The following is a 25,883-nucleotide window of genomic DNA, read 5'->3' on the forward strand; positions in this document are numbered from 1 at the left end:
GGGGCATGTTGTCCGGATTGCTTGGTTCTGGAAATCGTCATGTTGACCAACAGCCGCGACATCATCCGACGCTTGGAACGGGAAGGATGGAGCCTCGTTCGGGTTACCGGCTCTCACCACGTCTTCAAGAGTGCCATGTCAGGGGAAACCTTGGTCATTCCGCACCCCAAGAAGGACTTGGGAAAAGGCTTGGTGCGTGCCATTTATAAGGGGGCGGGCTGGAAGCCCGATTGAGGTCCCCTTTGCCCCACTACGTTGCCATCATCGAGGACGCTGGACCGGACTACGCCGTGGGCGTTTGGTTTCCGGATCTTCCCGGCTGTACATCGGCCGGCGATGATATCGACGAAGCTTTGCGCAATGCGCCTGAGGCGCTGGAGCTCTATGCTGAGGGGTTGAAGAGCGATGGGCAGGAACTGCCACGTCCCCGAACATTGACTGAACTGAGGGCCGACCCTGAGGTTGCTGACGACCTGAAGTCCTACATGGTCGCCTTGGTCGAACTGCCCGTCCGAGCGCACGCCGCGGAATAGATTTCTGCCCGGCCGGGTGATTGCAGAACGGATTATGCGTCCCTATCTGCGGTTGACCCCGCATCTGGCCGCCGCCCGGGCCGCAATCCGCGCGCGTGCTCCCTTTTCTCACGCTTCCGATCCTCCATGTCGCCGATCATTTCCGTATCCAATCTTTCGAAGACCTATGGCTCCGGCTTCAAGGCGCTGAAGGGCATCAATCTGGACATCAATCGCGGCGAGATCTTCGCGCTGCTCGGGCCGAACGGCGCCGGCAAGACCACGCTGATCAGCATCATCTGCGGCATCGCCAATCCGAGCCAGGGCACGATCAAGATCGGCGGCCACGACATCATCAGGGATTATCGCGCGGCGCGCTCGATGATCGGACTGGTTCCCCAGGAACTGCACACCGATGCGTTCGAATCGGTGTGGGCCACCGTCAGCTTCAGCCGCGGCCTGTTCGGCAAGCCGAAGAACCCCGCCTATGTCGAGAAGGTGCTGCGCGACCTGTCGCTGTGGGACAAGAAGGACAACAAGATCATCACGCTGTCGGGCGGCATGAAGCGGCGCGTGATGATCGCGAAGGCGCTGTCGCACGAGCCGGAGATCCTGTTCCTCGACGAGCCGACCGCAGGCGTCGACGTCGAATTGCGCAAGGGCATGTGGGAAGTGGTGCGCACGCTACAGGCGTCCGGCGTCACCATCATCCTGACCACGCACTACATCGAGGAAGCCGAGGAGATGGCCGACCGCATCGGCGTCATCAATAAGGGCGAGATCATCCTGATCGAGGACAAGGCGACCTTGATGCAGAAGCTCGGCAAGAAAGAGCTGACGTTGCAATTGCAGAACAAGCTCGACGCCATCCCGGCCGAGCTGGCCGCCTACAACCTCGAACTGTCGGACGATGGCCGCACCGTGACCTATGACTACGACACCAAGGGCGATCGCACCGGGATCACCAGCCTGCTCAACGATCTGCGCAATGCGGGCATCCGCATCTCGGATCTGGATACAAGACAGAGCTCCCTCGAAGACATCTTCGTCAGCATCGTGAGGGCGCCATGAACACCCGCGCAATCCGGGCGATCTATCTGTTCGAAATGGCGCGCACCTGGCGCACGCTGCTACAGAGCATCGTCTCGCCGGTCGTCTCGACGTCGCTGTATTTCGTGGTGTTCGGCGCCGCGATCGGTTCGCGCATCACCGAGGTCGAGGGCGTCAGCTACGGCACCTTCATCGTGCCCGGACTCGTGATGCTGTCGGTGCTGACGCAGAGCATCTCCAACGCCTCGTTCGGCATCTACTTCCCGAAATTCGCCGGCACGATCTACGAGATCCTGTCGGCGCCGATCTCCTATTTCGAGATCGTGATCGGCTATGTCGGGGCCGCCGCGACCAAGTCGATCATCCTCGGCCTGATCATCCTGGCGACCGCCGGACTGTTCGTGCCGCTGCATATCCAGCATCCGATCTGGATGCTGACCTTCCTGGTGCTGACGGCCGTCACCTTCAGCCTGTTCGGCTTCATCATCGGCATCTGGGCCGACGGCTTCGAAAAGCTGCAAATGATCCCGATGCTGGTGGTTACGCCGCTGACCTTCCTCGGCGGCAGCTTCTACTCGGTGAACATGCTGCCGTCAGGCTGGCGCACCATCACCCTGTTCAATCCGGTGGTCTACCTGATCTCCGGCTTCCGCTGGAGCTTCTACGAGATCGCCGACGTCAGCGTCGGGCTCAGCCTCGGCATGACCGCAGCGTTCCTGATCGCCTGCATGGTGATCGTGGCATGGATCTTCCGAACGGGATATCGGCTGAAGAACTGATTTGCGAAGGGAGGTCATTCCGGGGCGCGCCTGAGCGCGAACCCGGAATGACGATCCCGATCAGTAGCAGTGGAAATGGCCGTGGCGATAATAGCCGCGGCAGCGGTGGCCGCGGCGATAGCCGCGATCCGGGATGCCGAACACGCCCTTGACCGCGCCCATGGCGCCACCGACGCCGGCGCCGACGGCGCCGCCAACCACGCCGCCCACCGGGCCGGCGACCCGGTTCCCCTCATAAGCGCCCTCGTGGGCTCCGCGGACGATGCCCTGGGCATGGCCGGCGTGGGGAACAGCGGCCAGCGCCAAAGCGAGGCCAGCGGTCGCAAGCAGGAGCCGCGCGGAGAGGCCGGCTGGGATGACGGCCGCGATCTTAACCTGGGTGTTGTTCATCTTGGTTCCTTCAAGCGCGACGCGGTCGCGTCGCCGGGGCGGGATTGTGAAACGCCCATGCCGCCAAATGGTTGCGTTGTCGACTGATCCGGACCGCGGTCGCACCTTGCTCGCGAAAAAGTCAGCGCGCCGTGACGGCCCAGCCCGGCTTCGGCCTTGTTTGCGCCGCGCGCGGGATTAACGATGCGTGGGTCCGCGACTGGAACCAAATTCGGATTCCGTGCATATTGGTTGCCGGGGACGGCGAGCCGCTGCGATTGGGCCCGGAGGCCAAAGGTAAAATGCGTTCGTTCCTTATTGCGTTCACTTCCGTGATGCTGTTCACGGCCGGCGCCGCGCAGGCCAAGGTCGATATCACCGTCGACAAGGATAACCAGCAGATGACCGTCGCGGTCGACGGCGTCGCGCGTTATCACTGGCCGGTCTCGACCGGCATCCCCTCGCGCGAAACGCCGAACGGCAGCTTCCGCGCCTTCCGCATGGAAGAGGATCACTACTCCAAGGAATTCGACGACGCGCCGATGCCGCACTCGATCTTCTTCACCAAGATCGGACACGCGATCCACGGCACCGACTCCGTGGGCCGTCTCGGCACGCCGGCCTCGCATGGCTGTGTGCGGCTGTCGCGCGACAACGCCTCGACGCTCTACGCACTGGTCCAGAAGGAAGGCGTGCTCAACACCACGGTGACGCTGACCGGCTCGTCCCAGGTCGCGTTGGCGCGCAATCCGCGCGGGCGCAACGGCACCGCAGTCGCCCGCCGCGCACCGCAGGACGAGCAGTACGGCACCGCGGCGGCCGGCGACCCCGTCGTCCTGACCCCGCAGCCGCGCGAATATCCGGCGCAGGCTCGCGCCGACGACGGCTACATCTATCCGGCCGACGGCAGCTCGACCGACCGGCGTTATCCGGCGCCGCCGTCGAGCCGCCGCGTCTACGATGCGCAGGGCTACGGCCAGTACGGCAACCAGGGTTATGCGCCGGCCCCGCAGGGCTATTATCAGCCGCGGCCGTACTACCAGCAGCAGCGCAGCTTCTACGGCAACAGCTATCAGGACTGAGTGATCCGACCATCATGGTGATCCGAACGCGTGCACACCGCGTTCGGAGACCTTGCGCACCGCGTCGACGAAGGCGCGTGCCACCTGCTCGAGTATTTCCGGGCCGGTCGAGGCAAGATCGTCGGCCGGCGTATGAAAGCTGTGATGCCGTCCGGCAAGCCCGATGAAGTTCGGATAGCCCGCCGCGCGCACGTCGCGCAATTCGCCGACGGCCTCCTTCTCCGCCACCATCCGCTTCGCCTCGATGGCGCCCATCGTCTCGCCGGCCAGCGCCGCCATTGACGGGCTCAGCACCAGCACGCGTTCGCTGTCGACCCGAGCGGTCTTGACCGTGCCCTGTGCGCCCTCGGTGAAGGCGTAGCATGCGTTCGACGAGCCGAAATGGACCCAGGCCAAAGTGTCCTTGGGCGGCGGCGCACCGTGCTTGAGGAACAGCTCCATGCCGCCATGGCCGATCTCGTGGCCGACGGTCGCCACGAAGACGTACTGGCCCGGCCATTTTTGCGCGGCGACGGTGCGGGCGAGCGCCAGGAAATTGGCGATGCCCGGCCCGCGCTCGCAGACACAATCGTACCAGCCGGTCAGCGGCGTCGAGACCACGATCGCCGGCCCGCTCCCCTCGCCGATCCGCGCCACCACGTTGCGGCCCGAGACGTTGGTGTCATAGCGCCCGCTGACGTCGAAGGTCACCGGGAGACCCGATGCGACCGCGCGCTCGAACAGGTCCCTTTGCTTGCCGGCCACCACCACCGCCGGGACCGGCCAGGGCTTGTCGTCCTGCGTGACGTTGTAGGCGAAGCGCTCTTCGGCGGGATTGTCGATCATCAGGAGGATCGCCGCAGGCCCACGGGCAGCGGCCTGCGCGATTGCCGCGCGATGAGCCTCGCCGAGATAGGCGCCACGATCGAACGGCAGCGTGATCCAGAGGATCTTGCCGGCGGCATCACCGTCACGCACCAGCGGCGCGGTCAGGCGAAAGCTGCTGCTCGCCTCCGGCGGCCACCAGAACGGCGTCGCGTCAACCCTTGTGCCGCCGACCTCCGCCGTCGCGCGCTCCACCGCATATTGCCGGCCGAGCACGACCGGCTGGAACTCGACGCGAAACCCCGCGGCCTGCAATTCGCGGGCGATCCAGTCGGTGGTGGCGCGGTCGCCCGGCGAGCCGAAGCGGTGCAGGCCGAACGAGGCATAGCGCGCCACGTCGCGAGCGAGACTGGCGCCGGACAGCACATCCTCTGCCGCGGCCGAATTTTGCAGCGTCATGGCAACCACCATCGCGATCGAGACACGCCATCCCGGCATTGCACAGCCTCCCGGCGGTTTCACCCTAGTGTGTCCCGGCCGGTCATTCATCACCGTTTTGGCAAACCTGCTCACCTGCTTGTGACCGGCTCGACGGGACCGCGCAAGCATGCGCCGTGGCTCGTCGCTGCGCTGTCATCGGATTGTAAAACTAGCCCGATATTCGGCGGCAAAAGCGCCCGCATGGCCTCGGAAGGCCGATTCACGCGGAATGGCCGGTGAAATCAGGCCCAGAGCGCGGGTCACGTACGCAAGATCAGAGGTCGAAATGAAACGGGGCATCATTGTCCTTTGCCTGTGCATGTTGGCGATGGCCGGCTACTTCACCACGGACAGATGGGCCATCAGTCACACGACGATGACCTTCCACGACGTGCTGCGCGACGATCGCAACGTCACGGTCGAGGTCGCGGTCCGTCGCGACCGGCAGATGCAGGCGGCCGCCGACATGATCGAGCTGCCGGTCGCGATCCTGAGCCACGGCAACACCGTCAGGAACACCGAGTACTCGTTCCTCACCAACGTCTTCGCATCGCGCGGCTACCTCGTGGTCAGCATCCAGCATGATCTCGACACCGACGCACCGATGGTGACCAAGGTCGGCGAGGAATATGTCGGCCGCCGCATGCAGTACAATCGCGGTGTGTTCAACATCATGTATGCGATCGATGAGCTCAAGAAGCGCTATCCCAACGCCAACTATCGCCAGCTGACATTGATCGGCCACTCCAATGGCGGCGACATCTCGATGTTCTTCGCCAAGCAGCATCCCGACCTGGTCAAGAAGGTCGTGACGCTGGACAATCTGCGCGTCCCCTTCATCACCGACGGCAGGATCAAGATCCTCTCGTTCCGTTCCAAGGATCCGGTGTTCAAAGCGGATCCGGGCGTCGTGCCCGACGACGAGACCTGCGCGCGGCTCGGCATCAAGGTGGTCCGGACCGAATTCCACCACAACGATCTCAGCGACCGCGGCCCCGACAGCGCGAAGTCGTCGATCCAGGCCGGCGTCGAGCAGTTCCTCGACGAGGATGAGGGTGACAGAACGCCGACCATGCCACTGCTCGCCGCCTCGGCGAACGCGCAGCCGTCCGAGAAGAAGTAGTTGCCGCATTGAGGGGAGCTGACGCTCCCCGACGCAGGATCGACCAAAGCGAGATGAGACGAGGTTGAATCGTCATCTCGCTTGGCCTTCTTGTTTGCGCATGATCTCTTCGGAAAACCGCTTCGCGCTTTTCCGGATCATGCTTTAGGCGCGTGCGTTGCGATCGGCGAAGGCAACGAGCCAGATCGCGGACAGCAGGAAATAGAACGCGCCGAAGCCCGCATAGGGAGCGACGTCCAGGATCGTCGGCGCAACGGTGCCGATCGATCGGCTGATCATGTAGCCGCCCGCGAGTGCCGACTGCGCGCCACTCAGGATCATCGCCCATTGCGCGCCATAGTCACGCCAGCGCCTGACGCCGGTGACCAGTTGCAGCACACCCGCAAGGATCGCCCAAACCCCGAACACGGCCAGAACGGCATAGCTGTCGCGGCCGATCGCAACGATCACGGCAAGCGTCGTGATCGCGCTGACCACGACATTGAGGGCCTGGGATGGATTGTCCCACAGCCCTCCGTTCACCCGGGCGTCAGCCAGATTGGCGATGGCATCCCATGCCGGATAGATCACCAGCAGGAACGCCACGGGGGTGGGTTGCGCGCTCAGCAGAACGGCAGCAGCAACCCAGACGATCGAAAAGACGGCGCGCGAGACGTAGTAGGACCGCAGCCAGGTGGACTGGGCGGCAAGCAGGCTTCGCATTGATTGACTCCTTTGTGCTATCTACCTACTAGTAGGTAGATAGCACAGGGTCAATTGGGCGCTCAAACACCTTGTTGTGTCAGCTTGAAGAGCGATGCCTGCCTTGACAGGCTTACCTATCGGAAGGTAGGCGCCGATATGAACTCGACCTCGGAACAGATCCTCGACGTCGCGCAGGCCCTCATCGTCGCGGGCGGCTACAATGGGTTCAGCTATGCCGACATCGCAGATGCCGTCGGCATCCGGAAGGCGAGCATCCATCACCACTTCCCGACCAAAGCCGAGCTGGTGGCCGCACTGGTGGATCGCTACCGGCAGCAGACAGCGTTGGGCTTGAAAGCCCTCCAGGCGCAGTCTCCGGCGCCGGCCGACCACCTGCGGTCTTACGTGAACTTCTGGCAGGCGTGCATCCAAGATGCCACGCTGCCCGTCTGTGTCTGCGCGATGCTTGCCGGCGAGATGCCGATGCTGCCAGAAGAGGTGGCAACTCGCGTCCGCGCCCATTTCCATGATCTCGCGGGATGGCTGACGTCGGTGCTGCAAGCTGGCGCAGAGCAGCGGCTGCTCCTGCTGGACAAGCGGCCGGAAGAGGAGGCCCAGATGCTGATGGCATCGGTCCATGGAGCGATGCTCTCAGCGCGGGCGTTCGACGATCCCGCCGCGTTTGCCGCCATCGTCAAACCGCAGATCGGGAAGCTGCTGGCACCGGACAGCTAGCAGCCAATCAGATCTGCATCTTCAGGGAGTCTTGACATTGTTCTTGATTTGTTCTATTCTGTCTTTCTTCCTTCCGTTGGTGTTGCTTTTGATGCCCGGTTCGTTTCCTCAAGTGCTGCGCGCTGCGTGTCTCGTCGCCTGCTTGACAGTGTTTGTGCCGCCGGCTTCAGCCGATCCTGCCGATGCCCAAGAGAGCCGTCAGTCGCCGCCCCGCGCGCTCGTGCCGACATTTGAATCGCTGCCACACACCCCATTTTCGAAGGCGGTTTTCAACGGCTGGTGCGGCCAACATGACCGATACCTGCTCGACGAAAACGGAGCGGTGAATGCCTATGAGGCCGGCACCAAGATCGCGGCAGTAGCGATTTCGCCTGGCAATCCATACCAATGTAGCAGCGACGGCCGGCAGTTGATCAACATCCATGGACGGCATGTGTTCATGGTTGATATTGCGAGCGGCAACAGTCAATGGATTGCGTCGAATGATCGCGCAATAGCGTTCTCCCCGGATTTTAAGAGCGTCGCGAGCTCCGGTCCGCTCGAACTAAAGCCGCAGGCACCCCAGCTCAGGGTTATTCTGGTCAAGGACAAGCGGACGGTAGGCAAGACGCAGCCGCCTGAGTGGATCAAATGGAGCGCGAATGGCTCAAGGATCGCCGTCGTCTATCCGACGTCCGTCGACATTCTGGACCGCGATGGCGTGAATATCGCCTCGATGACGAAATCAGATATCGGATGGGTCAAGGACGGTTGGTTCGAAGACGATCAACGAACACTGACACTCTTTATGGAAACAGAGCAACCGCCGGGATCCATTCTCAAGTGTAGCATCGCCGGAAAAAAATGCCTCGCGCGGCCGCGAATTGAGTCCATCTCGATCGGTGGGCAAGGAATTGTGGGCACGATCATCCCCTTGGGCAAGCCGCCGGTGCGGGTCGACGACTCGATCCTTCTCTCGAAGGAATACGCCGCCGAGATCAGAAGCGCCGATTCCAGACTTCTCGCGCGTCAGGTGTTTCCGATCAAGACCGGCCGCTGGTCATTTCAGATCGCTGTGTCCCCATCTGGAAAGCGGTCGATCCTGACGTGGGACGATGAAAATCAACCAGAATGCGTATCCAGCGAAGGCAGCGCCAGCACTTATAAATGCAAGCAGGGTATGCTCGTGGATTTAACCAAGGTGATTAAATGACTGATCGATATCGTTCCTACGTTCCTCCAAGGCCGCCGCGACCGTTCAAGCGGAACTCCGATTATGCGCCGCGGATACATCCCGTCACGCACGAGGAAACATTCCACTCTGGCGTCGACTACCGCGCGCCGCGGGGAACGCCCATTCCGGCTCAGACCCCCGGCGAAGTCGTTTATTCGGGATTCAATGCAGGTTACGGAAACACGGTCATCGTGAAGACGACGAACGGCTACGGGCTTTATGCGCACATGGATGAGCCCTCCCAAGCGCGCATGGGCGATCGGATCTGGCCTGGTGACATTATTGGCAATGTCGGCAGCACGGGTAGATTTTCGACGGGAAACCATCTGCACTATTCGATTATTACGTCGATGAGCGAGAAGGAGGAGAAAGCGCTCAGAAGGCGCGGAGGTACCGGGGAAATCGGGTTCAGTGTCAACAAGCCGCGCACCGAAAATCCGGACACGTTCGATACGGCTATCCACTACCCGAATGAGACGCTGGCGGCAGGCCGCGCAATGATCGGACCGAATGATACGAACGACGCCCTGGCTTTCGGTAGCCGCCGTGGTCCGCTCGTTTCCGCTTCTCCGCTGCATCAATCCGGACTGTCTGAACCGGATCGCGGGACGTCGTTCGCCGAACGCTTCGGCGACTGGCGACCGGCGTCGTCCGATGGTCCGGCGACCGCGCCCCGTGGACTGCCTGGCATGATCGAGGATTATCTGCGGCAGCAAGGCGTGCGAGGACCCGGCTCGCCCCAAGGCGCGCCGCCCGCTCCGTATTTGCCCGATGATGAGGCCGGCTCATTCGCGGATCGCTTCGGCGACAGGTCGGAGATTCGACGATTGTCGTCTCGGTGGGACTAGAGCGCTTTTCCGTCTCGATGGAATCGGAGCGTCGCTCCAAATTCTTGGTTGACACGTTTATTCGCCCGGACCGGTATCCGGTTCGTTCGAAAACGCGCTAGCATCACCGCTGCGAAAGCGGCAACGACGTTCGGCGCACGAATTGTGTGCGCCATTGTCGTTCACCCTACTGCTCGCCGTCGCGCAGGCGCCGGTAGACCGCACCCAGCACGTTGGAATAATCGTCGGTCCAGACCCGCTGCTTCTCGTCGACGTCGGTCTCGGTCCAGACATCCGACGACGCGAGCTTGCCGACGTCGGCATCCTCGCGCGCGGAGACCACGACCGAGGTCGAGAAGATGTATTCGTTGTCGCGGCCGGAATCCTCGCTGTAGACCCAGCTCTTCATGTCGTTGGCGTCCGCGATCCCGACCACGACGCTGGCCAATTCGAGGTGGCGGTTGGAGACGTGCATCACGACCGCGCCCTGCGGCGCCAGCTTCGCCTTGTAGATCGCCATCGCCTCCTCGGTCGCGAGATGGATCGGGATCGCATCCGACGAATAGGCGTCGACGATGATGAGATCGTAGATCCCGTCCGGCTCCTTGGCGAAGGTGAGCCGCGCGTCGCCGATCACCGGCTTGAGGTCCGGCTCGCAGTTCTGGATGTAGGTGAAATACTTCGGGTCGCGCGCGGTGTCGACCATCGACTGGTCGATCTCGAAGAATTTCCAGTCCTCACCGGGCGCCGACGCGCAGGTCAGCGTGCCGGAGCCGAGCCCGATGACGGCGACTTTCAGCGGCGCGCCCTTGCGCTCGCGGATCGCGGTGATCGCCCGCCCGATCCCGCCATCCTTGTGGTAGTAGCTGATCGGTTCGGGCCGTCCGGTGACCGGCGTACCGTCGTCGTTCTTGAACTTCTCGGCGCCGTGGATCGTGGTGCCGTGCATCAGCACGTGATATTGCCCGTTCGGCGTCACCACGATCTTGTGCACGCCGAAGAAGCTGCGCACGGTTTCGACGCGGCCGTCGTCCGACGGATAGGCGCGCAGCACCACCAGCGCGACGACGACGGTTGCGAAGATCTTCCAGCGATTGGCGTTCAGCGCCAGCGCGAGCAGCGCCGAGATCACGCCGACCGCGCCGATCACCCAGACCCGGTGGTCGTCGAACCAGTTGAAGATGTCGCCGGCCGAATAGCTCGGCGCGATCAGCGCCACCGCCAGCACCGCAAGGAACGGCCAGTACCACGCGCTCCAGCGCGGCAGCCGCTCGGCGCCGCCGGGCGGACGGCACAGCGCCGCGAGCGCCAGCAGGATCGGATATTCGGCGACCCATGAGAAGGTGAACGGCGCGATCAGCCCTGCGAACAGCCCGCCGACCATGCCGCCGAACGACAGCGCGACGTAGAAGCCGGTGAGATATTTCGCGGCCGGACGGGTGCGCGCGAGCTCGCCATGACAGGCCATCGCGATGATGAAGAAGCAGAGCTGATGGCCGCCGAGCGTCAGCAGCAGGTTCTGCTCGCCGCCGACTGCGAGCAGGATGACGACGCCGGCAATCGCCAGCGGCTGCGCCAGCAGCATCCATTTGTGCGGCAGCAGCGGCCGCGACTGGAACACCAGCACCCAGGTCAAAAGATACAGCGACAGCGGCAGCACCCACAATAGGGGCGCCGCCGCGACGTCGGTCGAGATATGCGCGGTCACTGCGATCAGGAGCCCCGACGGCACCGCGGCCAGGAAGATCCAGCGCGCGCGCACGCCCCAGGTCGGCGCCGGCGCGTCGGCATCGTCGACCTGCATATTCAGTGCGGCGGCACCGGTCGGCGACCGCAACAGCAGCACACCACAGCCCGCGATCAGGATGATCAGGAGACCGTACCCTCCGGTCCAGATCAGGTTCTGGGTGCGCAGGGTGAACATCGGCTCCAGCAGCACCGGATAGGACAGCAGCGCCAGGAAGCTGCCGATGTTGGAGGATGCGTAGAGAAAATACGGATCGGGACCGTTGGGATGGCCGGTCCGCACGAACCAGGCCTGCAACAGCGGATTGTTGGCGGCGAGCGCGAAGAACGGCAGGCCGATCGAGACCGCGAACAGGCCGAGCAGCCAGACCGCATAACCCGAGGTCGGCGGCTCGCCCCAGCCGCTGCGGATCGCCAGCGGCAATGTCAGGATGGCGATGGCCAGCACCACCAGATGCACCACGACCGGCATGACGCGGCTGTTCAGCTTCATCAGGACATGCGCATAGGCGTAGCCTGCGAGCAGCAGCGACTGGAAGAACACCATCGCCACCGACCACACCGCCGGCGAGCCGCCGAGCCGCGGCAGCACCATCTTGGTGAACAGCGGCTGCACCGAGAACAGCAGCAAGGCGCTGACGAAGATCGCGGTCGTGTAGACAACCAGCACCAGCCGGTTTCGCGAGGCGGACGGCTCAGACGTCATGAAGGCTCCGGCAATGGACCCGGCGGGCGCCGGAGGCGGACGGCCCGGCAGCACCGCACCGGTGACTTGAATTGAGCATACGGCAGTATCACGGACAAGAAACCACGGTCACGTGGACTTGACGACGCGGCGTGTTGGCCCCACAGCACGCTCTAATCACTGCTTGTTGAAGCTGACATGAACGAAGCAGACGTCGTCATCATCGGTGCCGGGCATAACGGCCTCACCTGCGCAGCCTATCTTGCGATGGCGGGGCTGCGGGTGAAGGTCGTCGAGCGCCGCAAAGTGGTCGGCGGCGCCGCCGTCACCGAAGAATTCTGTCCGGGCTTCCGCAATTCGGTCGCCGCCTACACGGTTAGCCTGCTCAACCCGCAAATCATTTCTGACCTGAAACTTGCCGACCACGGCTTGCGGATCGTCGAGCGCCGCGCGCAGAACTTCCTTCCCGCGCCGGACGGAAGTTACCTGCTGACCGGCGAGGGGCGCACCCAGCAGTCGGTCGCGAAACTGAGCCAGCGCGATGCCGCCGCGATCGGCGCGTTCTCGGCGGAACTCGAAGCCATCGCCGACGTGCTGCGCCAGTTCGTGCTGCGCGCGCCGCCGAACCTCGTCGAGGGCTTTGGCCTCGGTGCGATGAGCGAAGCCTTCAACGCGCTTGGCACCGCCAACATCCTGCGGCGGCTGTCGCTGGAGCAGCAGCGCAATCTGCTCGACCTGTTCACGCGCTCGGCCGGCGAGATGCTCGACGAGCGCTTCGAGAGCGATCTCGTCAAGGCGCTGTTCGGCTTCGACGCCATCGTCGGCAATTATGCCAGCCCCTACGCGGCGGGCTCGGCCTATGTGATGCTGCATCATGCGTTCGGCGAGGTGAACGGCAAGAAAGGCGTCTGGGGTCACGCAATCGGCGGCATGGGCGCGATCACCCAGGCGATGGCGCATGCCGCGCGCAGCCACGGCGTCGAGATCGAGACCGATGCCGGCGTCCGCGAGGTGATCGTCGAGAAGGATCGCGCGATCGGTGTCATCCTCGACACCGGCGAGACGGTTCGCGCCAAATATGTCGTCTCCAACGTCAATCCCAAGCTGCTCTACACGCGCCTGGTGCCGGAGGACGCATTGACCGGCGAATTCCGCGCGCGCATCTCACGATGGCAGAACGGCTCCGGCACGTTCAGAATGAACGTCGCGCTTGACACCCTGCCCTCGTTCACCGCGCTGCCCGGTCCCGGCGATCATCTCACCGCGGGCATCATCATCGCGCCAAGTCTCGGCTACATGGATCGCGCCTGGCGCGATGCGCGCGAATTCGGCTGGAGCCGCGCACCTGTGGTCGAGGTGCTGATCCCCTCGACGCTCGACGACAGCCTGAGCCCGCCGGGCCGGCACGTCGCGAGCCTGTTCTGCCAGCACGTCGCACCACAACTGCCCGACGGCAAATCCTGGGACGAGCATCGCGACGAAGTCGCCGATCTGATGATCGCAACCGTCGACCGCTATGCCCCCGGCTTCGCCGCCAGCGTGGTGGGCCGCCAGATCCTGTCGCCGCTCGACCTCGAGCGGCAGTTCGGCCTCGTCGGCGGTGATATCTTCCACGGCGCGCTGACATTGAACCAGTTGTTCTCGGCACGGCCGATGCTCGGCCACGCGGATTATCGCGGGCCGCTGCCGGGGCTCTACCATTGCGGTTCCGGAGCCCATCCCGGCGGCGGCGTCACCGGCGCGCCCGGCCACAATGCCGCGCGGGCGATCCTGGCGGATCATCGCAGGCTGTTCGCGTAACCCGGACGTTCGCGGCGCACTGTGGTCAAGCCTGTTGAGAAGCTGTGGATCGGCAGTGGACAGAGTTGGTGCGGGTGGCGTGTAAGCCGGTGGAGATCCGGTGGAGTTGCTGTGCAGCAGCGGCTGACAAGCTGGGGACGACGCTTGGCATATCCCTGTTGGCAAGTTGCGTGCGAACCTGTGGACGACCCGGACAAAAGAAAACACCGGACGACATCGTCGCCCGGTGTTCCATTTGAGACCGCCGTCTGAGCAATTACTTCAGTGAGCTGCTCACCGAGTTGAAGGTCGTGCTCAGCGCCGTGCCGACGCCATTCACCGCAGCGATGATGGCGATAGCAATTCCGGTGGCAATCAGTCCGTATTCGATGGCCGTTGCCCCGGATTCATCTTGCAAAAACCTAACCATAAAAGTCTTCATTGCAGCCCTGCCTTAGTTTGTGATGCCCTGGACCGGCATGTTCCGGTTCCGGAACTAGTACTACTACGGTGAAATCTAAAGTTGCCTGAATCGGGAACCTATCAATTCTCGCGATATTCAATGGAATCTGGCTTGAAATTTTAACAAAAACCGCGCTACCCGCCTGCGATGACCCCCTCCACACACCGCGCCAGCGTAACCTTGCCCGACGAAGCGACCGCAAAACGCGTGGTTGACGCGCTTTCCGAGGCGTTTTTCGAGGATCAGGCAGCCTATGCGGCGTTCGAGCGGCCAGACGGTCGCTGGGACGTCACCGTCCATTTCGCGGAGCCGCCGGAGCAAAACCTGCTGCGCGAGTTGGTCGGGCAGGCCACGCGGCAGGATGTCGCGTCGACTATAGTCTTTGACACGATCGAGGCGAAGGACTGGGTCAAGGCCAGCCTCGAGGATCTGGTCCCGGTCGCCGCCGGCCGCTTCATCGTCCATGGCCAACACGATCGGCACCGGATACCGCCCAACAAGCTCGGCATCGAGATCGAGGCGGCGCTCGCCTTCGGCACCGGCCATCACGGCACCACGCGCGGCTGCCTGCTGCTGCTCGACCACGTGCTGAAGGCCTATCAGCCCCGGCGCGTGCTTGATCTTGGCACCGGAACCGGCGTGCTGGGGATCGCCGCTGCCAAGGCCCTGCATGGCAAGGTGCTGGCCAGCGACATCGACCCGCCGTCGGTGCAGGTTGCCCAGGAGAACGCCCGGCTGAATGGCGCGGGGCATCTGGTGGACGTGATCTGCGCCACCGGCTTCGCTTCGCCGCGCTTCGCCGAAGACGGGCCGTTCGATCTGGTGCTCGCCAACATCCTCGCCAACCCGCTGCGGCACCTGTCCGGGCCGATGGCCCGCCACCTCGCCTCGTCGGCGCAGGTCATCCTGTCCGGCCTGCTGACCCACCAGGCGCCTGCGGTGATCGCCGCCTACCGCGCCCGCGGGCTGGTGCCGCTGCGGCATCTCAAGATCGAAGGCTGGAGCAGCCTGCTGTTACGTCGCGTGAAATGACGCTCCCCGGCAGACAGTGCGGCGACTGCACGCTCTGCTGCAAGGTGATGGCGATCGAGCAACTGGCGAAGCCCGCCAGCACATGGTGTCCGCACTGCAAGCCGGGCCGAGGCTGTCGCATCTATCCGGATCGGCCGGAGGAATGCGGCGCGTTCAGCTGCGTCTGGCTGGTCAACGAACTGCTGGAGGAGCACTGGAAGCCCTCCCGATCGAAGCTCGTCCTGACCACGTCGGACGACGGCCTCGAGGTCAGATGCGATCCGGGTTTTCCCGACGCCTGGCGCAAGGCGCCGTTTCGCGACGAACTGCGCGAATGGGTGCTGTCCGGCGAAGCCCTCGACATGACCGTCGTCGTCATCGTCGGTCAGCGCATGACGCTGCTGACGCGTGAGCGGGAATTCGATCTCGGCATCGTCGGCCCAGACGAGCGGATCGTGCGCGAACTCGAGGGCACCAGGGTCGTCAACGTGACCGTGGCGAAGGCGTCCGACCTGGAGCCGTAAGCAGATTATCTGGGAGCGGTGGAATCGCGGCCGGAGGTCTCGATCTTGTCCGAAGCGGCCATCATCCGCCGCGTACGCGCCTCGACGAGACGGTCGAGCATCTGGACGATGACGCCACGCTGCTTCTGCTCGACCGGCGCGACCGGGCCGCGGGGAATCGGCGGCGAGATCTTCTCAAACGTGAATGCAGGCATCGTGCATCTCCTCACCGTTGAGTTGAGACACTCCTGGACGCTCCCCATACGCTTGACCGGGACGTGCAGTGGACATCGTCCGGTCAGTTCGACTATGCCATGATTCAAGCATAAGTTATGCCAAAAATATGGGCATGCCTTGCCGCGCCGGCGCGACGATCATGCTCCACCTGAAGAGAGTGCGAAGGCGATGTTCGAAGCCCATTTCCAGACGTTCGAAGAGCCCGAAGGCGGCGTGGCGCTGACTGCACGGCTGAGCGCGCTACGCGAAGAACTGGCGCGGCGCAAACTGACGGGATTCGTGGTTCCCCGCGCCGACCAGCAGCAGAACGAGTATGTCGCAGCCTCCGAGGAACGGCTCGCCTGGCTGACCGGCTTCACCGGATCGGCCGGGCTCGCGATCGTGCTGAGCAAGGAAGCCGCCCTGTTCGTCGACGGCCGCTACACGCTGCAGGCCGGCAAGCAGGTCGATCGCAAGGCCTGGCAGATCGAGTCGCTGGTCGAACCGCCGCCGGAGCACTGGCTGACCCGGCACCTTTCGGCCGGCGACCGCCTAGGATTTGACCCCTGGCTGCACACTTCTGCGGCAGCCGAACGGCTGGCGGCGGCCTGCGCCAAGGCCGGCGCCGAGCTGGTCGCGGTCGAAGGCAACCCGGTCGATGCGGTCTGGCACGAACGGCCGGCCCCGCCGCTCGGCCCGGTTTCGATCCACGGCGCGCAATTCTCCGGCGAGATCGAGGCCGAGAAGCTGAAGCGCATCCGGCTCGAGATCAACAAGCTCGGCGTCGATGCGCTGGTGCTCTCCGACAGCCACGCGGTGGCCTGGACCTTCAACATCCGCGGCGCCGACGTCTCGCACACGCCGCTGCCTCTGTCCTATGCGCTGGTGCCGAAGGAAGGCCGGCCGCTGGTGTTCATCGACCATCGCAAGCTGTCGAACTCCGCGCGCGACCATCTCGAGCAATCCGCCGACGTCGAGGAGCCCGCGGCGCTGACGCCGAAGCTCACCGAGCTCGCCAAGCGCGGCGCCTCGATCGCGCTCGACAACGCGACCGCGGCCGATGCCCTGAGCCGCCTGATCGCGGGCGCCGGAGGCAAGCCGGTGCGCGGCAACGATCCGGTCAGCCTGCTCAAGGCGGTCAAGAACCTCACCGAGATCGAGGGCACCCGCACCGCGCATCAGCGCGATGCGGTGGCATTGACGCGCTTCCTCGCCTGGATCGACCGCGAGGCGCCCGCGGGCCACCTCACCGAGATCGACACCGTCGAGGCACTGGAGACGTTCCGCCGCCAGACCGGCGCGCTGAAGGACGTCTCGTTCCCAACCATCGCCGGTACCGGCCCGAACGGGGCCATCGTGCACTACCGCGTGACGCGGAAGAGCAACCGCCGCATCGAACCCGGCGACCTCCTGCTGATCGATTCCGGCGCGCAATATCAGGACGGCACCACCGACGTCACTCGCACCATCGCGATCGGCCAGCCGACCGACGAGATGCGCGACCGCTTCACCCGCGTGCTGCGCGGCCACATCGCGATCGCCCGCGCGATCTTCCCCGACGGCACCACCGGCGCGCAGCTCGACACCCTGGCGCGCCAGTATCTCTGGCAGGCCGGGATCGATTTCGAGCACGGCACCGGCCACGGCGTCGGCAGCTATCTCAGCGTCCATGAAGGGCCGGCGCGGATTTCCAAGCTCGGCACCACGCCGTTGAAACGCGGCATGATCCTGTCCAACGAGCCCGGCTACTACAAGACCGACGCCTATGGCATCCGGATCGAGAACCTGGAGCTCGTGATTGGCACCGACATTGCCGGCGCCGAGAAGCCGGTCAACGCCTTCGAGACGCTGACGCTGGCGCCGATCGACCGCCGCCTGATCGAGGTGGCCATGCTAAGCGCGGACGAACTGGCCTGGCTCAACGACTACCACGCCCGCGTCGCACGCACCGTGCGTCCGCAGCTCGACGACAACGCCACCAAGCTGTGGCTCGACGAGGCGACGGCGGAGCTGAAGTAGGCGGCACATCGCTCCCCACATTCGGTGTCATCCCCCGCGAAAGCGGGGGATCCAGTACGCCGCGGCCCATCGGGTGAATCACTGCGGTCTCTGGAATACTGGGTCCCCCGCTTTCGCGGAGGACGACGACGGAATTTCGCGGCTCACGCTGCGTTGTTGCGCGAGGCGAAACATCACGGCCGCCTCTTCCCGAACCGCATGGGCGTATGCCGAAACACCCGTATTCCGCGCGAGGGAGCACGCTACAGTCGTTTCACAATGCGGAAACGGACCTGAATGCACGGCGTGATGGGCAAGCCGCCCGACGCGGCACAAGACAACAACATCGCGACATCGAAGGTCATGCTGCTGATGCTCGTCGTGATGACGGGCGTCGCGCCGATCTCGCTCTACATGCTGGTTCCGGCACTGCCGGTCTTGGCGACTGATTTCGGCCGCGACATCTCGATCGCGCAGATGACCGTGTCGCTCTACATGGTCGGCATCGCGCTGTCGCAACTCATCATGGGCCCGCTGTCCGACAAGTTCGGCCGCCGGCCGGTGCTGCTCGCGGGCCTCGGCCTGATGGTCGTGGCGGGCATCGGTTCGGTGTTCGCCGAGACCCTGCCGCAGCTGATCGCGGCGCGCTTCTTCCAGGCGCTCGGCGGCGCCAGCGGCATGGTGATCAGCCGCGCCATCATCCGCGATCTCTACCCGCGCGAACGGGTCGGCGCGATGATCAGCCTGGTCGTGGCTGCGCTGATGATCGCGCAGATGGTGAGCCCGCTGACCGGCGGCCTGTTGGAGACCGCATTCGGCTGGCGCGCGATCCTCTATCTCATCACCGCGGCGTCGCTGACCGTCACCATCTTCATCGCGCTGGCGCTGCCCGAGACGCGGCGCGACCGCGCCGACAGCTCCAGCTTTCGCGGCGACCTCGGCAGACTGCTGCGGAGCCGCGCCTTCGTCGGCTATCTGCTGTGCCAGGTGCTGGCGTCACAGATCATCTTCGCCTTCGCCGGCGGCGGCCCCTATATCGTGGTGACCCAGATGGGCCGCAGCAGCGCCGAGTATGGCGCGTGGTTCGCGATGACCGGGTTCGGCTATTTCATCGGCAACCTGCTCTGCGTGCGCTTCTCGCCGCGGCACTCCCTCGAGAAGCTGATCTGGTTCGGTCTCGCGCTACAGGTCGGCGGCAGCCTGCTGAACCTGGTCTGGAGTTTCGCCGGGCTGAACCAGGCACCGCTCTGGCTGTTCGGCACCCAGATGATCGTGATGGTCGCCAATGCCTTCGTGATGGCCAATTCCGCCGCCGGCGCCATCAGCATCCGCCCCGAGGCCGCGGGCACCGCCTCCGGTGCCATGGGCTTCCTGCAACAGGGCATCGGCTCGCTGATCTCGCAGTTCGGCGCCTATCTCGGCGGCCACTCCACCACCACGCTGCCGCTGACCGCAGCGATCTTCGCGATCTCGATCGCCTGCGCCTGCACCATGATCTTCGTCGTGCCGCGGCGCAATGTTGTGGTCAGCGAAGCGCTGATCGCACAGGCTGAGGAGGATGAGCAGGGGATGATGTGAGGCGCGCGCCTTCAACTCGTCATCCCCCGCGAAAGCGGGGGATCCAGTACGCCGCGGCCTATCGGGTGAACCACTGCGGCCTCTGGAATACTGGGTCCCCCGCTTTCGCGGAGGACGACAGCGGTAAGCGCGGCGGCGCTGCGCCTTACTCTCCGATCAGCTCCAGCCACTCGTCCTCGGTGAGCACCGCAACACCGAGCTCACGCGCCTTGGTGAGTTTCGAGCCTGCTTCCTCGCCGGCGACCACGTAGTCGGTCTTCTTTGAAACCGAGCCGGCGACCTTGGCGCCGAGACGCTCGGCCATCGCCTTGGCCTCGTCGCGGGTGAACTTGGTCAGGGAGCCCGTGAACACCACGGTCTTGTCCGAGACCGGCGAGCTCTTGCGCGGCTGCTCGGCCGGCTTGACCTCGATCTGGCGCAACAATTCGCCGAGCGCCTTGACGTTGCGCGGCTCGGCAAAGAACTCGACGACGGCATCGGCGACGATCTCGCCGATGCCATCGATGTCGTTGAGGTGCTGGTAGGCTTCGGTGCCGTTCTCTTCGTCGCCGCTGCCCCTGGCAGCGGCCAGCATCGCGTCGCGGAAATTCTCGATCGTGTGGTAGTGCCGCGCCAGCAGCTTGGCATTGCCTTCGCCGACATGGCGGATGCCGAGCGCGAAGATCAGCCGGTGCAGCTCGATCTTGCGACGTGCGTCGATCGCGTCGAACAGGTTGCGCACCGAGGTCTCACCGTAGCCCTCGCGCTCCATCAGCTTGCTGCTCGACCGCTCGTCCCGCTCCCGAAGGGTGAAGATATCGACCGGCGACTTCACCAGCCCGTCCTCGTAGAATTCCTGGATTTGCTTCTCGCCGAGACCATCGATATCGAAGGCCAGCCGCGACACGAAATGCTTGAGCCGCTCGACCGCCTGCGCCGGACAGATCAGCGCGCCGGTGCAGCGGCGCACCGCCTCGCCTTCCTCGCGGATCGCGTGGCTGCCGCACACCGGGCAGGTGTCCGGGAACTTGTAAGGCTTCGCACTCTTCGGCCGCTTGTCGAGCACGACGCTGACGACCTGGGGGATCACGTCGCCGGCGCGCTGCACCACGACGGTGTCATCGACGCGGAGATCAACGCCATCCCTGATCGGATTTCCGTCGTTGCCGATGCCCTTGATGTAGTCTTCGTTGTGCAACGTCGCATTCGACACGACGACGCCGCCGACTGTGACCGGCTCCAGCCGCGCGACCGGCGTCATCGCCCCGGTGCGCCCGACCTGGATATCGATCCCCTTGAGAATCGTCGTTGCCTGCTCGGCCGCGAATTTGTGCGCGATGGCCCAGCGCGGGCTACGCGAGACGAAACCGAGCCGCTCCTGCCAGTCGAGGCGATCGACTTTGTAGACCACGCCGTCGATGTCGTAGCCGAGCGAAGCACGCTCCTCGCCGATCCTGGCGTAGAATTTCAGCACGTCATCGACGCTCTTGCATAGCGTGATCAGCGGATTGACCACGAAGCCGGCTCTGTCCATCCATTGCAGCATGCCGTGCTGGGTGTCGGCGGGCGGCTCGCTCATCTCGCCCCATGTATAGGCGAAGAATTTCAGCGGTCGCGATGCGGTGATCGAGACGTCCTTCTGGCGCAGCGAACCCGCCGCCGAATTGCGCGGATTGGCGAAGATCGTATCGTCGGCTTCGGCCTGCTTCTTGTTCAGCTCGAGGAAGTCCTTCTTGAGCATATAGACTTCGCCGCGCATTTCGCAGGCTGCCGGAACGTTGCGGCCTTTCAGCGTGTGCGGAATGTCCTTGATGGTGCGGACGTTGGCGGTCACGTCCTCGCCGGTGAAACCGTCGCCGCGCGTCGCGGCGCGGACCAGCTCGCCATTTTCATAGCGCAGCGAGAGCGACAGTCCGTCGATCTTGGGCTCAGCCACCAGCGCCGGCATCTGATCGGCATCCAGCTTGAGGAAGCGCCTGATGCGCTCGACGAACTCGGTGACGTCCTCGTCGCTGAATGCGTTGCCGAGCGACAGCATCGGAACGGCATGTTGCACCTTGGCGAAGCCGCGGGCCGGCGCTGCGCCCACCGTCTGCGTCGGCGAATCCTTGGTGACGAGATCGGGAAATCTGGCCTCGATCGCCTCCAGGCGACGCCGCAGCGCATCGTAGGCCGCATCGGACACGGTCGGCGCATCGTTCTGGTAATAACGCTCGTTGTGCGCCTCGATCTCGAGCGTAAGCCTCATGTGCTCGACCTTGGCCTGGGCCTTGGTGAGCTTGTCGACGTCGACCAGCGTCTTCTTCGCCTTGGTGGCCATGGACGACTAACTCGCCGCCCTGAGCAGCCGTTCCGCGGCGGCCCTCGCCTCGGCGGTGATCTCGGCGCCGGCCAGCATGCGCGCGATCTCCTCGCGGCGATGATCCGCCGCCAGCGCGTTGACGCGGGTGGCGACGCGCTTGCCCTTGTCGAGTGCGTCCTTCGAGATCAGGAGATGTTGGCTGGCGCGGGCCGCGACCTGCGGCGCGTGCGTCACCGCCATCACCTGCACCTTGCCGGCGAGGCGCGCCAGCCGCGATCCGATCGCGTCCGCCACCGCGCCACCGACGCCGGTGTCGATTTCGTCGAACACCAGGGTCGGTGCCGAGCCGCGATCGGCCAGCACCACCTTCAACGCCAGCAGGAAGCGCGACAGCTCGCCGCCGGAGGCGACCTTCATCATCGGACCCGGCTTGGTGCCCGGATTGGTCTGCACCCAGAACTCGACGCGGTCGATGCCCTGCGGCCCCGGCGCGGCCGCATTGCTCTGGACCTGGGTCATGAATTTGGCGCGCTCGAGCTTGAGCGGCGCGAGCTCGGCGTTGACGGCCTTGTTGAGCTTCTCGGCGGCCTTGCTGCGCGCCGCCGACAACTTCGCGGCGGCCGCGGCATAGCGCTTGTCGGCCTCGGCTGCGGCCGCTTCGAGCTTCTTGAGCTGATCGGCGCCGGCATCGATCAGCGCCACGTCGCCGGCATATTGCGCCGCCAGCGCGGCCAGCAGATCCACCGGCGTCGAGTATTTGCGCGAGGCGGCGCGCAGCGCGAACAACCGCTCCTCGATGCGTTCGAGCTCGGCCGGATCAAAATCGGTTGCCGCCAGCGCGGCGTGAAGGTGCTGGTCGGCCTCTTCCAGCGCATTGATCGCGATGTCGATCGCTCTCACCGCCGGCTCGATCAGTCCAGGAGCATTGGCGGCGCGTCGCTCCAGCCGGCGCACCGCGGCCGACAGCGCCGACAGCGGCGAGTGCGGGCCGCCGATTGCCTCCTGCGCCTCGCGCAGATCGGTCGCGACCTTCTCGCCTTGCATCATGGTGGTGCGGCGGTTGGCGAGCTCGGTCTCCTCGCCCTCCTTCGGCGCCAGCGCCTTCAGCTCCTGCGAGGCGTGACGCAGATAGTCGGCTTCGCGCGCGGCGCGCTCCATGCCGGCGCGATGCTCGTCGAGCGCGGTACCAGCGGTCCGCCTGACATCCCACAGCGCTTCCAGCGCCGCGACCTCCTTCTCGTGCCCTGCGAAGGCGTCGAGCAACTGGCGGTGGGTGGACGCGTCGACCAAAGCGCGCTCGTCGTGCTGGCCGTGGATTTCGACCAGAACCGCGCCGACCGCCTTCAGGGTCTGCACGCTGATCGCTTGATCATTGATGAAGGCGCGGGTGCGGCCGTCGGCGAGTTGCACGCGGCGCAGGATCATCTCACCGGTGTCGTCGAGGCCGTTCTCGGCGAGGATCTTCGCCGCCGGGTGCCCTTTCGGCACATCGAACGTCGCAGTGACCTGGCCCTGCTCGGCGCCATGGCGCACGAGGTCCGCATCGCCGCGACCGCCGAGCGCCAGCGCAAAGGCATCGAGCAGGATCGACTTGCCGGCGCCGGTTTCACCGGTCAGCACCGCCAGGCCAGGGGAGAATTCGATATCGAGCCGTTCGATCAGGACGATGTCACGGATCGACAGACGGGCCAGCATGCGAGGACAATTCCTAGCCGAGACCTATCTTCTTGAAGGTCCTGCTGATCCAGGATCCCTGATTCTCGCTCGGCTCGAGACCGCCGGACTTTACTAGATTATACGCGTCCTTGTACCAGCGGCTGTCCGGAAAATTGTGGCCGAGCACCGCGGCGGCGGTCTGCGCCTCGCCGACAATGCCGATCGCCATATAGGCCTCGGTGAGCCGGTACAGCGCCTCTTCGACGTGGCGCGTGGTCTGGTACTGGGTGACCACGGTCTTGAAGCGGTTGATCGCGGCCGTGTAGTCGCGCTTCTCGACGTAGTAGCGTCCGACCGCCATTTCCTTGCCGGCGAGCTGGTCACGCGCGGCCTGGATCTTGTTCTTGGCCTGGGTGGCGTATTCGGAGGTCGGATATTTGCGCACCACCTCTTCGAGCGCAGCGATCGCCTTCTCGGTGCGGCCCTGGTCGCGCGAGATGTCCGGGATCTGGTCGAAATGCGACGCCGCGATCAGGTACTGGGCGTAGGACGCGTCCGGGCTGCCGGGATGCAGCGTGACGTAGCGCGTCGCCGAGCCGATGCAGCTGTCATAGTCGCCGGCCTGGTAATACGAATAGGCCGACATCAGCAGCGACTTGCGGGCCCAGTCCGAATAGGGATGCTGACGGTCGACTTCCTCGAACTTCTTCGAGGCGGCCTTCAGGTCCTTCTTCTCGTTCATCATGTACAAGCCCTCATTGTAGAGCTTGTCCGCGGGCTCATCGACGAACGTGTCGTCCTTGGCCATGAACTTGTCCCACAGCGCGCCGGTGCCGCAGCCTGAGAGCGGCATGGCCAGCACGATGAGGCCCACCGCAAAACGCAGCGTGCGCGCAGCCCTGGTCAGGCCGGAGACGTCAGAAGAATAGCGTGGTTCGAGCGCCATACGCATTGCCGACATGAATTGTAAAACCTGACGCCTTTGATGCGGTTAACGGCGACCCCACTCCACCCATGAACCGCGATCATGGATGCAATATCTCTCACGCCGTTGGCGCCGTATCGAGGCAACCGCGGGCCTGTTTAACCGAAAAATGACCGTGGACCAACCGAATACGGAGCCAATCCGCCGGGAATAAGGCGACCCGGCGCAGCGCACAGTCTGCTGTGGTTATTACGGAAATTGGGCCCGACCGCCTGCGGCGATCAGGACACGTCCGGGCCGTAGGCCGGGGCGACGAGCCCGCCAGCCATGCCGGCACCGGCTTCGACATGGCCACGGACGGGCCGCCGAGCGGTTTCCGATTCGACCACGCGCCAGGCGCTGCGATCGGCCAGCAGCGCCCTCAGCACCGCGTTGTTGAGCTTGTGACCGCCCCGCACCGAACGATAGCTGCCGAGCAGCGGCAGGCCGGCCAGCGCGAGATCGCCGATCACGTCGAGCACCTTGTGGCGGGCGCATTCGTTGGCGTAGCGCAGGCCCTCGGCGTTAAGCAGGCGGGCCTCGTCGAACACCACGGTGTTGTCGAAGTTGGCGCCGAGCGCGAAGCCTGCGCCCCACAACCGCGCCACGTCATTCATGCAGCCGAAGGTGCGGGCACGTGCGACCTCGCGGCGGAAGCCTTCCGGCGAAAGATCAAAGGAGAAAGTCTGGTGGCCGATCACCTTGTTGGTGAAGTCGATCTCGACTTCGGCGCGGAACCCGCCGGCGAACGGACGCAACTCGCCGATCGCGTCGCCAATCTTGACCTGCACCGGCTTCAGCACCTGGATGAAGCGACGAACGGCAGGCTGGGTCACGATACCGGCCTGGTCGATGGCTGCGACGAACGCCGCAGCGCTGCCGTCCATGATCGGAACTTCCGCGCCGTCGATTTCGATCGTGGCGTTGTCGACGCCCATGCCGCGCAGCGCCGCGAGCACGTGCTCAGCGGTCGAGACCAGCGGCCCTTCGCGGTCACCCAGCACCGTCGCAAACTCGGTTGCGATCACAGCGTCAGCGGTCGCGGCGACTTCGCGGTCGGCACCATCGAGACCGGTGCGGACAAAAATAAAACCTGCATCAACAGGTGCAGGTCCCAATGTGAGATTGACAGGAAGACCAGAATGAACGCCTACGCCAGTCACGGTGGCTTGCGACCGAAGCGTTGTTTGACGGCTGAACTTCATTCGATAATGCCCACTACCCGACTTCACTCAATTCAAGTGGCCAAACTTCCCCAAGGCCGACTCGCTTGAGCTCCCCAAGTCACGGCAGACCATAGTCACTGCCCTAAACCGCGCCAACTCACGCTTCTTTACCGATTGTT

General features: G+C 64.5%; 24 protein-coding genes. 14 read left to right on the plus strand and 10 right to left on the minus strand.

Annotated elements, in window-relative coordinates; translation table 11 throughout:
• Nucleotides 1-39 precede the first annotated feature (39 nt).
• From CWS35_RS33420 to CWS35_RS33435, 4 genes are all read left to right on the plus strand, one after another.
• A complete protein-coding gene (locus CWS35_RS33420) occupies nucleotides 40-234 on the plus strand; it encodes a type II toxin-antitoxin system HicA family toxin (protein ID WP_024580084.1) in 195 nt (64 codons plus the stop codon).
• A gap of 8 nt (nucleotides 235-242) precedes the next feature.
• A complete protein-coding gene (locus tag CWS35_RS33425) occupies nucleotides 243-533 on the plus strand; it encodes a type II toxin-antitoxin system HicB family antitoxin (protein WP_100955484.1) in 291 nt (96 codons plus the stop codon).
• A 126-nt stretch (nucleotides 534-659) separates the two neighbouring features.
• Nucleotides 660-1,583, plus strand: a complete 924-nt coding sequence (locus tag CWS35_RS33430; protein ID WP_024580082.1) for an ABC transporter ATP-binding protein — start codon at nucleotides 660-662, stop codon at nucleotides 1,581-1,583.
• A complete protein-coding gene (locus tag CWS35_RS33435) occupies nucleotides 1,580-2,341 on the plus strand; it encodes an ABC transporter permease (protein ID WP_024580081.1) in 762 nt (253 codons plus the stop codon). Before CWS35_RS33430 ends, CWS35_RS33435 begins: the two co-directional genes overlap by 4 nt.
• 60 nt (nucleotides 2,342-2,401) lie before the next feature.
• On the opposite strand, the gene CWS35_RS33440 is transcribed toward CWS35_RS33435, so the two are convergent.
• Nucleotides 2,402-2,731 (minus strand): hypothetical protein, encoded by a 330-nt coding sequence (locus CWS35_RS33440; protein ID WP_024580080.1) that lies wholly within the window; start codon nucleotides 2,729-2,731, stop codon nucleotides 2,402-2,404.
• 281 nt (nucleotides 2,732-3,012) lie between these two features.
• Between CWS35_RS33440 and CWS35_RS33445 the strand changes: the two genes are divergently transcribed.
• Nucleotides 3,013-3,792, plus strand: a complete 780-nt coding sequence (locus CWS35_RS33445; RefSeq protein WP_100955485.1) for a L,D-transpeptidase — start codon at nucleotides 3,013-3,015, stop codon at nucleotides 3,790-3,792.
• 12 nt (nucleotides 3,793-3,804) lie between these two features.
• Here the strand turns inward: CWS35_RS33445 and CWS35_RS33450 are convergent, their stop codons facing one another.
• Nucleotides 3,805-5,094 (minus strand): hypothetical protein, encoded by a 1,290-nt coding sequence (locus CWS35_RS33450; RefSeq protein ID WP_245438773.1) that lies wholly within the window; start codon nucleotides 5,092-5,094, stop codon nucleotides 3,805-3,807.
• A gap of 268 nt (nucleotides 5,095-5,362) precedes the next feature.
• Between CWS35_RS33450 and CWS35_RS33455 the strand changes: the two genes are divergently transcribed.
• The gene (locus CWS35_RS33455) at nucleotides 5,363-6,199 is read left to right on the plus strand and encodes an alpha/beta hydrolase (RefSeq protein WP_245438775.1); all 837 of its coding nucleotides are present in this window, start codon (nucleotides 5,363-5,365) and stop codon (nucleotides 6,197-6,199) included.
• Nucleotides 6,200-6,343: 144 nt separating this feature from the next.
• Here the strand turns inward: CWS35_RS33455 and CWS35_RS33460 are convergent, their stop codons facing one another.
• Nucleotides 6,344-6,901, minus strand: coding sequence for a DUF308 domain-containing protein (locus CWS35_RS33460; RefSeq protein WP_100955487.1), 558 nt, complete (start codon nucleotides 6,899-6,901; stop codon nucleotides 6,344-6,346).
• 138 nt (nucleotides 6,902-7,039) lie between these two features.
• Between CWS35_RS33460 and CWS35_RS33465 the strand changes: the two genes are divergently transcribed.
• From CWS35_RS33465 to CWS35_RS33475, 3 genes are all read left to right on the plus strand, one after another.
• Nucleotides 7,040-7,618: a TetR/AcrR family transcriptional regulator gene (locus CWS35_RS33465; RefSeq protein ID WP_100956885.1), complete on the plus strand. Its 579-nt coding sequence runs from the start codon at nucleotides 7,040-7,042 to the stop codon at nucleotides 7,616-7,618.
• 91 nt (nucleotides 7,619-7,709) lie between these two features.
• Nucleotides 7,710-8,810, plus strand: coding sequence for a hypothetical protein (locus CWS35_RS33470; protein ID WP_145987253.1), 1,101 nt, complete (start codon nucleotides 7,710-7,712; stop codon nucleotides 8,808-8,810).
• Nucleotides 8,807-9,679 carry a M23 family metallopeptidase gene (locus CWS35_RS33475; protein WP_100955489.1) on the plus strand — a complete coding sequence of 291 codons (873 nt, stop codon included), beginning with the start codon at nucleotides 8,807-8,809 and terminating at the stop codon, nucleotides 9,677-9,679. The genes CWS35_RS33470 and CWS35_RS33475 overlap by 4 nt, the downstream gene beginning before the upstream one ends.
• Before the next feature lie 166 nt (nucleotides 9,680-9,845).
• On the opposite strand, the gene CWS35_RS33480 is transcribed toward CWS35_RS33475, so the two are convergent.
• Nucleotides 9,846-12,110, minus strand: coding sequence for a spermidine synthase (locus CWS35_RS33480; RefSeq protein ID WP_100955490.1), 2,265 nt, complete (start codon nucleotides 12,108-12,110; stop codon nucleotides 9,846-9,848).
• 177 nt (nucleotides 12,111-12,287) lie between these two features.
• On the opposite strand from CWS35_RS33480, the gene CWS35_RS33485 reads away from it, so the two are divergent.
• Nucleotides 12,288-13,889, plus strand: a complete 1,602-nt coding sequence (locus CWS35_RS33485) for an NAD(P)/FAD-dependent oxidoreductase (protein ID WP_100955491.1) — start codon at nucleotides 12,288-12,290, stop codon at nucleotides 13,887-13,889.
• A 256-nt stretch (nucleotides 13,890-14,145) separates the two neighbouring features.
• Here CWS35_RS33485 and CWS35_RS33490 read toward each other — a convergent pair whose 3' ends face one another.
• Nucleotides 14,146-14,310, minus strand: coding sequence for a Flp family type IVb pilin (locus tag CWS35_RS33490; RefSeq protein WP_024580070.1), 165 nt, complete (start codon nucleotides 14,308-14,310; stop codon nucleotides 14,146-14,148).
• A gap of 168 nt (nucleotides 14,311-14,478) precedes the next feature.
• Between CWS35_RS33490 and CWS35_RS33495 the strand changes: the two genes are divergently transcribed.
• Nucleotides 14,479-15,363, plus strand: a complete 885-nt coding sequence (locus tag CWS35_RS33495) for a 50S ribosomal protein L11 methyltransferase (protein WP_024580069.1) — start codon at nucleotides 14,479-14,481, stop codon at nucleotides 15,361-15,363.
• Nucleotides 15,360-15,866, plus strand: coding sequence for a hypothetical protein (locus CWS35_RS33500; protein WP_024580068.1), 507 nt, complete (start codon nucleotides 15,360-15,362; stop codon nucleotides 15,864-15,866). The genes CWS35_RS33495 and CWS35_RS33500 overlap by 4 nt, the downstream gene beginning before the upstream one ends.
• Nucleotides 15,867-15,871: 5 nt before the next feature.
• Here the strand turns inward: CWS35_RS33500 and CWS35_RS33505 are convergent, their stop codons facing one another.
• Nucleotides 15,872-16,060, minus strand: coding sequence for a hypothetical protein (locus CWS35_RS33505; RefSeq protein ID WP_024580067.1), 189 nt, complete (start codon nucleotides 16,058-16,060; stop codon nucleotides 15,872-15,874).
• A 190-nt stretch (nucleotides 16,061-16,250) separates the two neighbouring features.
• On the opposite strand from CWS35_RS33505, the gene CWS35_RS33510 reads away from it, so the two are divergent.
• Nucleotides 16,251-18,080 carry an aminopeptidase P family protein gene (locus CWS35_RS33510; RefSeq protein ID WP_100955492.1) on the plus strand — a complete coding sequence of 610 codons (1,830 nt, stop codon included), beginning with the start codon at nucleotides 16,251-16,253 and terminating at the stop codon, nucleotides 18,078-18,080.
• 276 nt (nucleotides 18,081-18,356) lie between these two features.
• Complete coding sequence (locus tag CWS35_RS33515; RefSeq protein ID WP_100955493.1) at nucleotides 18,357-19,637, plus strand: multidrug effflux MFS transporter; 1,281 nt, start codon at nucleotides 18,357-18,359, stop codon at nucleotides 19,635-19,637.
• A 145-nt stretch (nucleotides 19,638-19,782) separates the two neighbouring features.
• Here the strand turns inward: CWS35_RS33515 and ligA are convergent, their stop codons facing one another.
• From ligA to lpxC, 4 genes are all read right to left on the minus strand, one after another.
• Nucleotides 19,783-21,936, minus strand: coding sequence for an NAD-dependent DNA ligase LigA (gene ligA, locus CWS35_RS33520; protein ID WP_100955494.1), 2,154 nt, complete (start codon nucleotides 21,934-21,936; stop codon nucleotides 19,783-19,785).
• A 6-nt stretch (nucleotides 21,937-21,942) separates the two neighbouring features.
• Entirely contained in the window at nucleotides 21,943-23,613 is a 1,671-nt protein-coding gene (gene recN / locus CWS35_RS33525; protein WP_100955495.1) for a DNA repair protein RecN, read from the minus strand.
• A 13-nt stretch (nucleotides 23,614-23,626) separates the two neighbouring features.
• A complete protein-coding gene (locus CWS35_RS33530) occupies nucleotides 23,627-24,535 on the minus strand; it encodes an outer membrane protein assembly factor BamD (protein WP_024580062.1) in 909 nt (302 codons plus the stop codon).
• Between the two features lie 245 nt (nucleotides 24,536-24,780).
• The gene (lpxC, locus tag CWS35_RS33535) at nucleotides 24,781-25,743 is read right to left on the minus strand and encodes a UDP-3-O-acyl-N-acetylglucosamine deacetylase (protein WP_100955496.1); all 963 of its coding nucleotides are present in this window, start codon (nucleotides 25,741-25,743) and stop codon (nucleotides 24,781-24,783) included.
• Between the last annotated feature and the right edge of the window lie 140 nt (nucleotides 25,744-25,883).

It is taken from the genome of Bradyrhizobium sp. SK17, from assembly GCF_002831585.1.
Lineage (GTDB): Bacteria > Pseudomonadota > Alphaproteobacteria > Rhizobiales > Xanthobacteraceae > Bradyrhizobium.

Excerpts from the sequence above, each read along its gene's own strand:
- CWS35_RS33420 (WP_024580084.1), top strand. The coding sequence starts at position 40 with ATGTTGACCAACAGCCGCGACATCATCCGACGCTTGGAACGGGAAGGA.
- CWS35_RS33430 (WP_024580082.1), top strand. The coding sequence starts at position 660 with ATGTCGCCGATCATTTCCGTATCCAATCTTTCGAAGACCTATGGCTCC.
- CWS35_RS33435 (WP_024580081.1), top strand. The coding sequence starts at position 1,580 with ATGAACACCCGCGCAATCCGGGCGATCTATCTGTTCGAAATGGCGCGC.
- CWS35_RS33440 (WP_024580080.1), bottom strand. The coding sequence starts at position 2,731 with ATGAACAACACCCAGGTTAAGATCGCGGCCGTCATCCCAGCCGGCCTC.
- CWS35_RS33445 (WP_100955485.1), top strand. The coding sequence starts at position 3,013 with ATGCGTTCGTTCCTTATTGCGTTCACTTCCGTGATGCTGTTCACGGCC.
- CWS35_RS33450 (WP_245438773.1), bottom strand. The coding sequence starts at position 5,094 with ATGCCGGGATGGCGTGTCTCGATCGCGATGGTGGTTGCCATGACGCTG.
- CWS35_RS33455 (WP_245438775.1), top strand. The coding sequence starts at position 5,363 with ATGAAACGGGGCATCATTGTCCTTTGCCTGTGCATGTTGGCGATGGCC.
- CWS35_RS33460 (WP_100955487.1), bottom strand. The coding sequence starts at position 6,901 with ATGCGAAGCCTGCTTGCCGCCCAGTCCACCTGGCTGCGGTCCTACTAC.
- CWS35_RS33465 (WP_100956885.1), top strand. The coding sequence starts at position 7,040 with ATGAACTCGACCTCGGAACAGATCCTCGACGTCGCGCAGGCCCTCATC.
- CWS35_RS33470 (WP_145987253.1), top strand. The coding sequence starts at position 7,710 with ATGCCCGGTTCGTTTCCTCAAGTGCTGCGCGCTGCGTGTCTCGTCGCC.
- CWS35_RS33475 (WP_100955489.1), top strand. The coding sequence starts at position 8,807 with ATGACTGATCGATATCGTTCCTACGTTCCTCCAAGGCCGCCGCGACCG.
- CWS35_RS33480 (WP_100955490.1), bottom strand. The coding sequence starts at position 12,110 with ATGACGTCTGAGCCGTCCGCCTCGCGAAACCGGCTGGTGCTGGTTGTC.
- CWS35_RS33485 (WP_100955491.1), top strand. The coding sequence starts at position 12,288 with ATGAACGAAGCAGACGTCGTCATCATCGGTGCCGGGCATAACGGCCTC.
- CWS35_RS33490 (WP_024580070.1), bottom strand. The coding sequence starts at position 14,310 with ATGAAGACTTTTATGGTTAGGTTTTTGCAAGATGAATCCGGGGCAACG.
- CWS35_RS33495 (WP_024580069.1), top strand. The coding sequence starts at position 14,479 with ATGACCCCCTCCACACACCGCGCCAGCGTAACCTTGCCCGACGAAGCG.
- CWS35_RS33500 (WP_024580068.1), top strand. The coding sequence starts at position 15,360 with ATGACGCTCCCCGGCAGACAGTGCGGCGACTGCACGCTCTGCTGCAAG.
- CWS35_RS33505 (WP_024580067.1), bottom strand. The coding sequence starts at position 16,060 with ATGCCTGCATTCACGTTTGAGAAGATCTCGCCGCCGATTCCCCGCGGC.
- CWS35_RS33510 (WP_100955492.1), top strand. The coding sequence starts at position 16,251 with ATGTTCGAAGCCCATTTCCAGACGTTCGAAGAGCCCGAAGGCGGCGTG.
- CWS35_RS33515 (WP_100955493.1), top strand. The coding sequence starts at position 18,357 with ATGCACGGCGTGATGGGCAAGCCGCCCGACGCGGCACAAGACAACAAC.
- ligA (WP_100955494.1), bottom strand. The coding sequence starts at position 21,936 with ATGGCCACCAAGGCGAAGAAGACGCTGGTCGACGTCGACAAGCTCACC.
- recN (WP_100955495.1), bottom strand. The coding sequence starts at position 23,613 with ATGCTGGCCCGTCTGTCGATCCGTGACATCGTCCTGATCGAACGGCTC.
- CWS35_RS33530 (WP_024580062.1), bottom strand. The coding sequence starts at position 24,535 with ATGTCGGCAATGCGTATGGCGCTCGAACCACGCTATTCTTCTGACGTC.
- lpxC (WP_100955496.1), bottom strand. The coding sequence starts at position 25,743 with ATGAAGTTCAGCCGTCAAACAACGCTTCGGTCGCAAGCCACCGTGACT.